Origin of the sequence: Cohaesibacter sp. ES.047, assembly GCF_900215505.1 — a bacterium.
Classification (GTDB): domain Bacteria; phylum Pseudomonadota; class Alphaproteobacteria; order Rhizobiales; family Cohaesibacteraceae; genus Cohaesibacter.
Genome location: NZ_LT907844.1, coordinates 2,250,994 through 2,263,918, shown reverse-complemented (window position 1 = coordinate 2,263,918; position 12,925 = coordinate 2,250,994). Strand labels below are relative to the sequence as shown.

Sequence of the window (12,925 nt, the reverse complement as noted above, 5' to 3'; positions counted from 1 at the left end):
GAGACAAACGCTCGCCAAGCATAAAGGGGCCGCAATGGCCCCTTTTTTTTTGTTGTCTAGTGTGTGCTTGGGCTACCCGGCTCTAGAAGTGGCCGGTGAAATACTGCACGGCCACCGGTCCCAGCACGACGATGAAAATCGCCGGCAGGAAGAACAGGATCATCGGCACTGTGAGTTTGGGCGGCAGGGCGGCGGCCTTTTTCTCCGCTGCGCTCATGCGCTCGGCGCGGTTCTCTTCAGCCATCACGCGGATGGCATCCCCTAGAGGCGTGCCGTAGCGCTCGGCCTGAATCAACGACGTCATCACCGCTCGCACACTTTCAATCCCGGTTCGCCGACCGATATTTTCATAGGCCATGCGGCGATCCTGCAAATAGGAGAGCTCGGCTGTGAGGAGCGTCAATTCCTCGGCCAGCTCAACAGAGGCAGTGCCGATTTCCTTGGATACCTTCTGAAAGCCGGTCTCCGCCGTCATGCCCGACTCGACGCAGATGAGCAGAAGATCCAGCGCATCCGGCCAAGCCTGATTGATGGATTTCTGACGCTTGGCGATCCGGTTCTTGAGATACAGGAGCGGCGCGTAATAGCAGGCATAGGCAAACAACACCGAGATAAACAACCGGACCATTGTCGGGTAGTCTGGTTTGATCACCACGAAGATATAGAACAGCGCGACCGCCAGACCGATGATTGGACCCACGATGCGTGAGAACGTAAAAGTCATCAGGTGGTTTTCTGAGCGAAATCCAGCCTGCTTGAGCATGATCCTCGTGCCCTTGTCCGAGAAAGCATCCCGCATCTTGAACCGGTCGACGATGTTCATGACCAACAGCTTGGGCTCTTCACGCAAAGAAATCCGACCGTTACCACGTCCTTCACTGAGGGCAGCTCGCTCGCGTTTTCGAATTTTTTCGCGCTCCGATGCAACTGCCTTCATACGGTTATTGAGGCTATCCCCTTCCATGAAAGGCATGGCGGCAGCGATGATCGACGCAATCACGGCAAGCGCGGTCACCACGGCGAACACATCATTGAGTTCAAAGCCCATCATCAGTCGTTTCCTCGTCCTGCCTTGGTCATGTCATTGCGGCTGTCTGTCAAACCCCGTGTCCCATCGTCAGATTTCAAAGCTGACCATGTTGCGCATCACGAGGATACCCAATGCCATCCAGGCAAGGGTCACCGCCAGGAGCATGTTGCCCATGGGCTCGATGAACATGATCATGATGTAGTCGGGTTGTGTCAGATAGGTCATGAAAGCGATGATGAAAGGCATGACGGCAATGATGGCCGCCGATGCCTTGGCTTCCATCGACATGGCGCCGATCTTCTGTTTCATCTGGGCGCGCGAACGCAGCACACGCGACAGGTTGCCCAAGGCTTCAGCAAGCGAGCCCCCCGCCTCGATCTGGATGGCAATCACGATGGCGAAGAAGTTCGTTTCCGCAATCGGCACGCGCTCATGCATGCGGGGAAGAACCTTGTTGAGCGCCAGACCCATGGCCTGTTCGTCAATCACCTGCTGGAATTCGCTTTTTACCGGTTCCGCGGTTTCCGCCGCCGCAATCATCAAGCAATCCCCGAGCGGCAAACCGGTCTTGATGCCGCGCACGATAACGTCTACGGCGTTGGGGAATTCGGCGACGAATTTCGCCATCCGTTTCTTGCGTTTCCGGGCCAGCCAGAAATGCGGCAGGCCAAGAAACCCGACAAATCCAACGCCCAGCGCGATCAATGCTGACAGCCCGCCGATCATGGCAATGAAAAATGTCACTATTCCGGAGATGACGCTGTAGAGCCAGAATTGGCGCACCGTCATGGTCAGCCCGGCCTGTTTGAGGCGGGCCTTGAGCGTGGACTTTTTCTTGCTACCCTGCTTCTGCTGTTCTTCGATTTTGCGCAGGCTGGCCTCGATGTCCTTGCGCCGATCTGCGCCTGCCGTGCGGTTGCGTTTGTCGCCAATCTGAACCCGGTTCATGGCAATGGCGTCGATACGCTTGTTGCGGTTGAAATTCTTCGACAAGCGCGGATAGAACAGTCCCCAGGCAATGCCCAGAACCGACAGAACAACCAGAACAAACAGAGCGATCGTGATGATCAGGTCATTGCCAATAAAGCTCATGCTCGCTCCTCATAGCTCGAAGGCATCACGCTCGGCAGCCGCATCAAGGGCCGCAGCGAGGTCCGCCTCCTGATTGTAGTAGCGTGCGCGTTCCCAGAACGCCGGACGGCCAATGCCTGTGGACTTGTGCTTGCCCAACAGGTTGCCGTTGGCATCTTCGCCCAGGATTTCATAAACGAACAGATCCTGTGTGGTGATCACGTCACCCTCCATGCCCGTCACTTCCGTGATGTGAGTGATGCGGCGGGAGCCGTCGCGCAAGCGGGATGCCTGAACGATCACATCGACAGAACCGACGATCATTTCGCGAATGGTGCGGGTGGGAAGGTTGTAGCCCCCCATGGTGATCATGGCTTCCATTCGGGACAGGGCCTCGCGCGGGGAGTTGGCGTGGAGCGTTCCCATGGAGCCATCGTGGCCGGTGTTCATGGCCTGCAAAAGGTCAAACGCCTCAAAGCCACGCACCTCGCCGACGATGATCCGTTCAGGACGCATACGCAGACAGTTCTTGACGAGGTCCGTCATCGTGATCTGGCCCTCGCCTTCGAGGTTGGGCGGGCGCGTTTCGAGCCGGACCACATGCGGCTGCTGGAGCTGCAGTTCGGCGGCGTCCTCGCAGGTGACGATACGCTCGTCCCCTTCAATATAGTGGGTGAGGCAGTTGAGCAAAGTCGTCTTACCCGAGCCCGTACCGCCGGAAATGATCACGTTACAGCGAACCTTGCCGATGATTTGCAGGATGCGGGCACCCTCGCGGGAAATCGAGCCGAACTTGACCAGTTGATCAAGAGTCAGCTTGTCTTTCCTGAATTTACGAATGGTCAGGGTCGGACCGTCGATGGCCAGTGGCGGAGCAATCACGTTGACACGAGATCCGTCAGGCAGGCGCGCATCACAGATAGGGCTCGATTCATCAACCCGGCGTCCAACTTGCGAGACGATGCGCTGGCAGATGTTCATCAACTGGCCGTTGTCGCGGAACCGCACGTTGGTCAAAAAGACCTTGCCGCTTGTCTCGATGTAGGTTTTCTCGGCGCCATTGACCATGATATCGGCGATATCGTCGCGCGCCAGAAGCGGTTCGAGCGGACCATAGCCCAGAACGTCGTTGCAGATGTCATCAAGCAGTTCTTCCTGTTCGGCGATCGACAGAACGATGTTCTTCAGTGCGATGATTTCCGAAACGATGTCACGGATTTCCTCACGTGCGGTTTCGGAATCAAGCCGGGCCATCTGTGCCAGGTCAATGGTGTCAATCAGTGCGCCGAAAACGGAGGTCTTGATATCGAAATATTGTTCGGAGCGACCACCATTGCCGGTCTCCTCAACGGGCTGATAGTTCACCTCCACGGCCTGCTTGTAACCGCTCGCCTCTTCCGCCTTTTTGGGCGCAGGCTTAGGCGCCGCGGGCTTGGTTGCCTGCGTCGCTTTCTGTGTGCCATCCGTACCACGTTTTCCGAACATACTTTACTCTCAGAGTGTTACTTGGACTTTTTAAGTTTTCCCAGAAGGGGAGCGAACAGAGATTTGCTTGCCTTGGGTGCTTCGGTGCGACCGGTCAGGTCGGATGCGAGCTTGTCAAAGATGTCGGCGATCTTGCCACTTGCCGACAACTCACTGATCATCTGACCGTTGTTGGCGGCGAGACCGAAGGTTGCCGGATCAAAGGGAACTTCGATGAAGTCGGTTCGTTCGAGCGCCGCGACAAAGTCCTTGGCCTTGATCTCGGGCCGCTTCTGCATCCCGGTCTGGTTGATGATCAGGAAGGGTTCACGATCGCCGCGCCTTTCTTGCCCAATCAGGTCCAAAAGGTTTTTCACATTTCTCAGGTTGGCCAGATCTGGGGCCACCGTGATGACAATCTCATCAGCGCCGAGCAACAGATGCTTGTTCCAGGCACTCCATAAATGAGGCAGATCGAGGACGGTATAGGGCGCACTGTTTTGCAGAAGCTCGAGCATGTGCGAGAAGAACTCGTCATCATAATCGCAGGTTTGATCAAGCACGGCCGGTGCCGTAAGCAGGTTCAGGCGTTCACTGCACTTGGTCAGAAGGCGTTCGAGAAACTGGTCGTCCAGTCGGTCCGCCGCCTTGATTGCATCGGCAATGGTCTGGGGCGGATCTTCATTGAAATCCAGTCCTGCAGTCCCGAAAGCGACATCGAAATCGGTGATGATGACGTCCTGCTGATGGACGGTCGAAATCGCCCACCCGATATTGTGGGCCATGGTCGAAGACCCGACCCCGCCCTTGGCGCCAATGAAGGCAATGGACTTGCCCAACGGGTCATTCTCGGGATTGCTGAACAGATCGCTGAGCGCCTGAATAAGCTCGATCTGGCCGACGGGCATGACGATATATTCCGAGACACCACGACGAACCAGATCGCGATACATCTGCACGTCATTGATGTGCCCGACGAGCACCACCTTTGTGCCCACATCGCACACTTCGGCGAGACGGTCGAGGTCCTCCAACAGCTCCTCATAGGCCATATTCGCCTCAAGCAGGATAAGGTTGGGTGTGGGCGCTTCCGAGAAGAACTCGGTCGCGGCACGGATGCCACCGGACACGGCCTTGACGTGCACCCGGGCCATGCGTCTGTCATTGGCCACGGATTCTATCGTCGACAGGAGCTGAGGCGACTCGCAAAAGGCATGCATGGAGACACGCGGCAAAGGCCGGATATCCGTCAGTTCTTCAGGCGAGAGCTGGGAAAACTCCTGCTCGAATGCCTCGAGATCTGAGGGAACTTCAAAATTCTCGTTGGGCAGAACCTGATCACTCATCACTTCACCTTGGAGCTTTTGCCGGTGTCAGCACCCAGGTCTTCCGACCAGGTTGGCTCTCCGTTGCGGTATTTCTCGGATATGACGGAACGGCGGCTGGAATCACGCGCGTCCCAGCCTCGCGGCTGAACAAGATCTTGCGGATTGGCAACCATCGCTGCGAAATTCTGTTGCGTCGAACAGCCAAAATCAAAATGGGTGCGGTTGGCCATATCCATTGCCAGATCCTCAGGATGGGTTCCGCACGTCAGTGTCTTGGCCTCAATGCGAGGATAGGCGAGACGGATCGGCGCGTCGGTTGCATCAAGGGCCGAGTAGGGGATCATGTCGATCCGTCCGTGAGCCACACCCTGACGCATCAGATGGCTGCGGATTTTCCTTGCGACATATTGCGCACTCGATTCATTCTGCGCACCCGAGGGCACCATGATTTGAATGACCGCAGCACGCTCACGTAAAAAGTCTCTGGCAAAGCCGGAAATCGCTGATCGCGATGCCGGTGTCAGGTCCTCGCTGTGCATACCGACCGGGACATCGATGGTTTTTGCCGACTGTTGCAGCGTGATCGGGTGGCGCAGACGATAGTCGTCAGGCACCGAACCGGTGATCTCACGCTTGTTTGATTGGCAAGCGACCAGCAGCAGGGCGCAGGTCGCAATCCCTGCCATGCGCAGAAACCTCTTGCTGTTTCCCATTGTCTCAGCCCCAATGTGCAAGGTGTGGTGCATGGTGCATGTCTCAACTTCGTTGTTCATTGCCGGGCCCTATTCGTAGCTGTAGCCGAAGCGGCCGTGATATTTCACACCGCGCCGAGCGCCGCCGGAAACGTCATAGCGACGGATCAGCTTGCCCATGAAAATGGAGTTCATATCCGATGCCGGCTCAAGATTCTGTGTCGGCAAGGCGGTCTTGGAGCGCGAAACAGGTGCGACGATGTATGGCGTGACAAAGACGACCAGTTCGGTTTGAGCACGCTTGTAGTCAGAGGACCGGAAGAGCGCGCCGAGGACCGGAACATCCTTGAGTACGGGGAAGCCGTCGATATTCTTGCGGACCTCGTCATTCAGCAGCCCTGCCATCGCCATCGTACCGCCAGAGGGCAGTTCGAGCGTCGTTTCGGAACGGCGGACCTTCAGACCGGGAATCGTCAGGGCAAAGCCGTTCGTCTGACTTCCGAGCTGGATTGACGTTTCGGTGTCGATCTCTGAGACTTCTGTCTTGATTTGCAGGCTGATCCGGTTTTCTGAAAGCACAATCGGCCGGAAGCCGAGGGACACACCGAACTGTTTGAATTCAATGGAGATCTTGTTCTCGTCAAGACCAACGGGAATCGGGAATTCGCCACCTGCGAGAAAGTCCGCGCGTTCGCCGGAGATTGCTGTCAGGTTGGGCTCGGCAAGGGTTCGAACCAGACCATTTCGCTCCATGGCCCTCAAGTTGGCCTGAATAACGTTGCCTCCGCCCCCCAGACGCAATCCGAGTTCCGTATTGGACAATTGCAGCTGGCTGGCAGAAAAAGGCGTGTCGACAATGCCGGCCAACAAGGCGCCGCCGCGCGATCCCTGTCCGGTCAGGCTGATGCCCAACTGCTTGGTAACGCTGCGCTCGACTTCGGCGACCACGACACGCAGTTGAACCTGCTCGCGGGCTTCAACGGCGATATAGTTGCTGACCAGTTTGGCGTCGCCAACATAGCTCACGGCAAGATCTTTTGCCTTTTCCGCGTCGGACGGGTTGCGAACATGACCGCTGAGCACAACCCCCTCACCAACGCCTTCGACCTTGATGTCACTTCTGGGAATGGTCCGGCGCAGAAGCGCAGTCAAAGCGGAATTGTCACGCGCAACGTCGATGTCGAAGCTGGCGATCTGTCTGCCCTTGCCATCAAAGAGCACAATGTTGGCCTGCCCCACCTTGTTGCCGATGACATAAACGCGGCGGGTGCTACGTACGACCGCATCGGCGATGGTCGGGTTGGAAACCAGAACATCGCGGACGTCCCGTGGCGTCTCGATAACAATCGACTTGTTGAGGCCAACCGTCAGATTGCGGCCATTGGCACTGGCTGCCTTGAGGCGCATGGTTGATGCGGCCTCAACAGGTGTGATTGTGCCCATCGTCAGGGTCATCATGATGGCCGCGGCAATCGCCAGGAACGCATGCATCGCCTTGGCGAATGGCGGTTTCACGCCAGCCACTAAAGGAATTGAGCGCGCGGTGTCGATCATGGTCCCGAACTCCAAAACTTTACTCATTGCTTCACGGTCCTCTTGATCAGATTGCCGTTTCTCACGAGCGTGATCGTTCCACTTCTGTCATCCACGTCCGGATCGTCGCCCTTGGCGTCTTCCAGAGAGCGCAAAGCAAGGGCGAGTTGCCCCTGGCGCTGGGAGGTGACGAGGACTTCACTCTGGCTCGGCGTCAGTTCGAGGGTCGCGGTTTCTCCGACGACGACTTTCTGGCCGTCCTGATCCTCGACCGTCTGATCGATCGCCAGCACACGGATGTTGCTAAGGATCGTCTCGGAGGCTACGCCCCGGTTGCTTTCGACTGTCAGGATCACATCAACCCTGTCCTTGGGCAGAATGAAACCGCCGGCACTTGTCTCCGGGGAGATGCGGGTCGCAACGGCGCGATAGCCCTTTGGCAAGATCGAGGCCATCATCCCCTTGCCTGCCGTGGCGATCTTGGCTTCATTGATCGGTTCACCGCTGAGGAAAGAGCCACGCGCAACCGAGCCAAGCAATTCGCTGTCGGCCTCAGGCCGCTTGCTGCGAAGGATGAAACCCGGGCCAGTGCTGCCCACTGGCCACTTGCGCCAGACAAACATGTCCGCTGTCAGATTGCTTCCAAGGGGAATGTTGTTCGCAGCCGTCAAAACCTCATCCATTTTGATCTGCGGTGCTTCCTTGGTGATCACCACTGGTTCGGACTTGTCACCGCCACCCATCGATCTCGCAAGGATCAGGGCGAACAATCCTGCAATAAGTGCAATGGCAATTACGGCAATACGCGCTACTTTCATGTCCTTGGTTCCCATGGATGCTAGGCGACAGACGGCATTCGAGCGCACAGGCGCTCCTGACACAGTGTCCAACACTTATGGTTAACGACAGGTAAGCAGGTATGATTAATATAAAGTGAAACTTGCAATTTGCGGCTAACTTAGCCGAAATTTACTCGCTTCTATAAATGTTTCTCTGAAGGTTTGGACTTGGGAAATTCCGTACAAAACTCGCCGCAAAGGCACGTGTACATTGCGGCTTCAGAGTTTTCGGCACCGGCGAGCCCCATTTCAACACGGCTGGCTGATCAGGAAATGCTTGCAAGATGGACGCCGGTCGACATCCAGTCGGACATGGCATAGAACTGCAATCCGGCCGCCGACAACGCAAGGCCGTAGGGGATACGTTTGACGTTGTGAAGGCGCAGCGCCCAATCCATCTTGAGGATGAACTCTGGGAGAACCTGTGCGCGGAACATGACGAGGACGAGAGCCAAGACCGTCCCGTAAATCGATGTGGCAGCGAAAAACCAGATGGTCAGACCAGGGCCAAGCCAAAGGGCTGCTGCTGCTGCAAATTTCGCATCTCCGCCGCCTATCCACTTTTGCATCCAGAAAAAATAGCAAACGGCGAGCGTGACAATCGAGACACCGACATGGGCAAGAGCCGTGGTCCAGGACATATCGACGCCCCAGGCAAAGATCGGAAAGGGCAGCAATAAAAGAAGAGCGATGCGGTTGGAAATGCGCATGTTGAACAGGTCCGAGCTCCCTGCATAGGCAAACACCAAGGGTGCAAAGAGCATCAAGGCCCAAGCGAAAAACGTGTCCAACATCATACAGCCCCCATTTGCATCCGACTTGACAATCCAGTGTTTGCGGATCGCTCAAGCAACTCTTGTCCCGAGCGAAATGCTAGACGAAACTCATTACCAAAGGATTGAAATAAAAGGAATAATTGCAATCAAAAACGAAAGGCCGCCCGAGGGCAGCCTTTCGCTTATTTCTGGTCGTGTGCAGCCGATTAGCTGACGACAGCACCCTGAAGGGCGGTAGAGATACGACCCATCAGAAGGACGATTTCGTCGCGCAGGGTTCCTGCAGCGGTTACGATACCGATGCCGATCAGGCCAGCGAGCAGTGCGTATTCGATTGCGGTTGCACCGGATTCATCTTCGATAAAACGAGCAAAATTTTTCATGGTTGGACTCCTAGTATTCCACGTTTTGACAGCTCTTCCATCCTGAGGCATATGCTTTTTGCATTAGGAAGATCGCCTCGGACAAATAAACTTTTATTCCGAACCTGTTTCCAAGTAGTTAAATATGCCCCTAAAAGCGGTAAAATACGAACCTTCCCGTTATTATAGTTAAAATTTCATAACTTAAAACTCAGAAATCAGAGCAAATATCGCAGTTAAATTTTAGTGAAAAGAATTTAAGCTTCGTATTTACTTAGTATATAATGATTAATGCAATTTTAAATCAACTCAACACTCAAACATCCATTGTCTGAATCATAATTACACTGACTGATATTGACGAAATGGCGCTGACTTTGCGTACTGTTTTTCTGGACAGAGACGCTCTTTAAGTCTTCCTTCACCAATTTTTTTCATCCTTGACCAAGTTGATCGTAGCTGCGCCTGAAAAAACCTTCATGGGTGCCGTGCTGCACGCACATCGAGATCTCTGTGCGATCATTGCTGTCAACCTATATCAAGGGGAAGATCCGGCCCCTGCCCTGCAACCGGTTCGACGGAGTTAGGTATGAAAGTCGTTTCTGCTGTTTCAGCACTTGTCCTGTCTGTACTGCTTCTGGGCAGTTCGGTTGCCTCCGCCCAAGACTATCCCATGATTGACGTCAAGGTTGATCGGGCCAAGGTGATGCGCGTGTCGCGTCCTGCTGCCATGATCATCCTGGGGAACCCAGCCATTGCCGATGCCACGATCAAGGACAGTCAAACCCTGATCATCACCGGCAAGCAATTTGGCACCACCAATCTGATCGTTCTGGATTCCGACGGGGAGCCGATCGCCGATGAGTTGCTGCGGGTCTCCTCTGCGACGGACAGCCATGTCGTGATCTACAAGGGAACGGGTCGCGAAACGATGGCCTGCTCACCCTACTGTGAACCGGTCTTCCGCGTCGGGGACAACAATGACAAGTTGAAGGCCCTGGCGGGCCAGATCACGGCCTATCGTGACATGGCCAATGGCGAGGCCACCAACATGCAGCAGGAAGAATAGTTCACGGACGTGGTCTGATCGGCGAAGGGACTGTTGCGGCTGACCTTGCGGCCAGCAACAGGCGGATTTTGGCTGTCTCAGGTCAGCCTGTGGCCTTCATTAACCAACCTTGCCAATCATTCCTAAACGATTTTCTGGCATCGTGGGTTCAAAATACGGGGCACATTTTCCGGCCCTGTCAAACCGCCATCCTTGCAAGACCTGATGATGGGGCGGCTCCGAGCTCCACTTGGAAAAAGCAGGAGCCCTTCTCTGTTTTTATTTTTCGTGTGAGGTTCATTGATGCGATCCTTGTTCATACCAGTGCGCCAATGGCACGACCGCAAGCACGGACCGACCCCGCCTGCTGTGGCGTCCCGTTTCAGCAGGGATGAAGATGGCGCGACAGCCGTCGAGTTTGCACTGGTTGCAGCGCCTTTCTTTGGCATGTTGTTCGTGATCATTTCGATTGCCCACTTTTTCTGGACTGGTGCATCATTGGAAGATGCCGTCCAGGAAGCCGGGCGACAGATCAGGGTCGGGCGCGTCGAAGCCGCAGGAATGGGACAGGGGGAATTCAAGGATTTCATTTGCACCTATCTGACCATCCCCAAAGCGAATTGCCTCGAGAGCATCCTGATCGACGTGGAAAGTTCACCTTCGCTCGCAGGATTATCAACGAATGCTCCCGAGGAGGACAACGAGCAATATAATCCGGGCGATGGCGCTGACTATGTCATCGTCAAGGCGACATTGCCGATCACGGCATTCAACAGCCTGTTCGACCTTTTGGCCACGTCGAATGACGACAAGCCAAATCGTTTCGTCCTGACATCCGTCACAGCCTTTCGCAACGAACCCTTCAACTGATCTGGCCCTGACTGCAAAGAACAGACGCTGCAGTCAGCAATCCGGGCAACCAGCCTCAAGCGCGTTTTCAGGTAACCGAGATGACAATTCTGAGCAAGATTCGGTCTCACTCCAGACCCTTTGCAAAAGACGACAAGGGCCTCGCTGTTGTGGAGTTTGCACTCATTCTGCCAATCTTTGCCTTGCTGATCGTTGCGACGTGGGAGGCAACGAACGCCATTGCCGTGAAACGCAAGGCCTCGCTTTCAGCAGCGATCATCGCGGATCTGGCCACTCAGGGTAATTCCTTCAGTGCGGAGGACTGGAACAGGGTGTCGGATATTTTCGACAAAGCCATGTTCCCCTATACCCAATACACCAAGCGGGCGAACCTGATTGGCTTGAGAGTGGATGCGAGAGAACGGGTCACCGTGGTCTGCAGCTTTGGCACACAAATGCTGGATGAGAATTCGCTGCCCGAGGGACTGATCATTGCGAACAGTTTCTACATGATGGCGGCGACGGAAGTCGACTATACGGTTCTCTATTCCGGTCGGTCTCTGTACGGCGACGCGAGAGGCTTCACCGACATGACCTTCCGGGACAACGCCATCTTCACACCCCGGATTTCATCGGCCATCAACTGCTCCTGAGCCTTGCGGTCCAGATCCTGTCCCTCACCGCACCACCGCTCACCGCCTTGACGTTTCCCCTATTTCGCCGTTGCGATCTTGACGATGGGGTCATAGTCGTCAACCGAGACGCGGCGGAACCCACCATCGTGATAAAGCTCGATGGCATCATAGGCAGCCGGGTCCTTCGTGTTCATCGCCGTCAGGGCAGTGATGAGATCGGCGCGGTCCTGTTTGGGCATGTCCGCATGCACAACGTGCGGACCGGCTGGAATGGCCGGAGAACTCCATATGGAGATGAAATCGGGCCTCTGGGTCGTCCCTGTGTTGGCCTTTCTTTCTTCCAGAAAGGCCGAAACAGCACCGGGGCTGTCAAACAGGCGCTGGCTGTATTGGGTCGAGGACCAGACCAGAGCCGCATCCACTTCGCCCTTTTGCAACAAGGACAGAGCCTCCTGAGGGGTATCGCGGCTATACACCACCGCCAGATCCCGGTTCGGGTCAAGGCCAGCCCGCTGCAGCTCGCTCAGCGCCATATGATAGGGCAAGGCGCCACTGCGGGACGACAAGGCCAACGATCGGCCCGTCATGTCCGCCAAGCTCTTGATGCCGCTCTGGGCGCGCACGATCATCAGGATGTAAATCCCTTCCGGTGCCGACTGAGAAACGGGGGCGACCAAAGGCAACAAACACCCGCAAGCTGCCTGCGCCATGGCAAAGGCTCCTGCCGGGTAGGTCGCATAATCGATCTGTTTTGACGTCTGCGCGCCCATCATTGCCTTCATATCGGTAAAGGCGATGATCTCCACGGGACGCGACAGCTCCCTTTCCAGATAGTCGCGAAAGGGTTTGATGCGCCGTTGCAAATAGGACGGTCCTCGCTCGGCCATCAGACCAATGCGCAGGGTGTGGGTGTTATCGATCAGTTCGATCTGATTGTCGCTGCTCTGGGTGAGAGCCTCTCCCAAAGTCTCGATGGAGGATGGAAGCGTCTGCTCTGGTGCGCCGGTCAGATCAACAATTGGCTCGCCGTTGATATCGGCATCGGTTCTCGTGTTCATGCCCGTGTCGGGGCTGGCTCGCTCCGGCGCTGGTGCGACAAGATCGCCCAACTCCCTGCTCTCGACGACGTCCTGCGCCTTTACTCTGGGCGTCAGAGCGGTGAGCCCAAGAACCAAGAGCACCAACAGGAACAGGGCTCTGGAGCCTTTTTCCTTCAGGACGGCTGTTGCGGATGCATGGGTCTTAAACATCAAACGGCGGCTCTCTTAACGGTTGGTCTGGCTGTTGATCTGGGCTGA

13 protein-coding genes are annotated in these 12,925 nt (G+C 55.8%); 3 read left to right on the top strand and 10 right to left on the bottom strand.

Annotated features, from left to right (window positions below):
- Window positions 1–82: 82 nt before the first annotated feature.
- The 9 genes from CPH65_RS10325 to CPH65_RS10285 form a co-directional block, all read right to left on the bottom strand.
- Entirely contained in the window at window positions 83–1,051 is a 969-nt protein-coding gene (locus CPH65_RS10325) for a type II secretion system F family protein (RefSeq protein ID WP_096173397.1), read from the bottom strand.
- Between the two features lie 66 nt (window positions 1,052–1,117).
- The gene (locus CPH65_RS10320; protein ID WP_096173396.1) at window positions 1,118–2,122 is read right to left on the bottom strand and encodes a type II secretion system F family protein; all 1,005 of its coding nucleotides are present in this window, start codon (window positions 2,120–2,122) and stop codon (window positions 1,118–1,120) included.
- A gap of 9 nt (window positions 2,123–2,131) precedes the next feature.
- Window positions 2,132–3,586 carry a CpaF family protein gene (locus tag CPH65_RS10315; RefSeq protein ID WP_096173395.1) on the bottom strand — a complete coding sequence of 485 codons (1,455 nt, stop codon included), beginning with the start codon at window positions 3,584–3,586 and terminating at the stop codon, window positions 2,132–2,134.
- Window positions 3,587–3,603: 17 nt separating this feature from the next.
- Window positions 3,604–4,911 carry an AAA family ATPase gene (locus CPH65_RS10310; protein ID WP_096173394.1) on the bottom strand — a complete coding sequence of 436 codons (1,308 nt, stop codon included), beginning with the start codon at window positions 4,909–4,911 and terminating at the stop codon, window positions 3,604–3,606.
- Window positions 4,911–5,666: a CpaD family pilus assembly protein gene (locus tag CPH65_RS10305; RefSeq protein ID WP_096173393.1), complete on the bottom strand. Its 756-nt coding sequence runs from the start codon at window positions 5,664–5,666 to the stop codon at window positions 4,911–4,913. The genes CPH65_RS10310 and CPH65_RS10305 overlap by 1 nt, the downstream gene beginning before the upstream one ends.
- 9 nt (window positions 5,667–5,675) lie before the next feature.
- On the bottom strand, window positions 5,676–7,166 hold the full coding sequence (locus tag CPH65_RS10300) for a type II and III secretion system protein family protein (protein ID WP_096173392.1): 1,491 nt from the start codon (window positions 7,164–7,166) through the stop codon (window positions 5,676–5,678).
- Window positions 7,163–7,936, bottom strand: a complete 774-nt coding sequence (gene cpaB, locus CPH65_RS10295; protein WP_096173391.1) for a Flp pilus assembly protein CpaB — start codon at window positions 7,934–7,936, stop codon at window positions 7,163–7,165. The genes CPH65_RS10300 and cpaB overlap by 4 nt, the downstream gene beginning before the upstream one ends.
- Window positions 7,937–8,223: 287 nt before the next feature.
- Window positions 8,224–8,751 carry a prepilin peptidase gene (locus CPH65_RS10290; protein ID WP_157747610.1) on the bottom strand — a complete coding sequence of 176 codons (528 nt, stop codon included), beginning with the start codon at window positions 8,749–8,751 and terminating at the stop codon, window positions 8,224–8,226.
- A gap of 188 nt (window positions 8,752–8,939) precedes the next feature.
- Complete coding sequence (locus CPH65_RS10285) at window positions 8,940–9,116, bottom strand: Flp family type IVb pilin (RefSeq protein ID WP_096173389.1); 177 nt, start codon at window positions 9,114–9,116, stop codon at window positions 8,940–8,942.
- Window positions 9,117–9,684: 568 nt separating this feature from the next.
- Between CPH65_RS10285 and CPH65_RS10280 the strand changes: the two genes are divergently transcribed.
- The 3 genes from CPH65_RS10280 to CPH65_RS10270 all read left to right on the top strand — a co-directional run bounded on the left by CPH65_RS10280 (window position 9,685) and on the right by CPH65_RS10270 (window position 11,645).
- Window positions 9,685–10,164: a pilus assembly protein N-terminal domain-containing protein gene (locus CPH65_RS10280; RefSeq protein WP_096173388.1), complete on the top strand. Its 480-nt coding sequence runs from the start codon at window positions 9,685–9,687 to the stop codon at window positions 10,162–10,164.
- Window positions 10,165–10,446: 282 nt separating this feature from the next.
- Window positions 10,447–11,013 (top strand): TadE/TadG family type IV pilus assembly protein, encoded by a 567-nt coding sequence (locus CPH65_RS10275; RefSeq protein WP_096173387.1) that lies wholly within the window; start codon window positions 10,447–10,449, stop codon window positions 11,011–11,013.
- A gap of 80 nt (window positions 11,014–11,093) precedes the next feature.
- Entirely contained in the window at window positions 11,094–11,645 is a 552-nt protein-coding gene (locus tag CPH65_RS10270; RefSeq protein ID WP_096173386.1) for a TadE/TadG family type IV pilus assembly protein, read from the top strand.
- Window positions 11,646–11,704: 59 nt separating this feature from the next.
- On the opposite strand, the gene CPH65_RS10265 is transcribed toward CPH65_RS10270, so the two are convergent.
- Window positions 11,705–12,877 (bottom strand): phosphate/phosphite/phosphonate ABC transporter substrate-binding protein, encoded by a 1,173-nt coding sequence (locus CPH65_RS10265; RefSeq protein ID WP_096173385.1) that lies wholly within the window; start codon window positions 12,875–12,877, stop codon window positions 11,705–11,707.
- Window positions 12,878–12,925 lie beyond the last annotated feature (48 nt).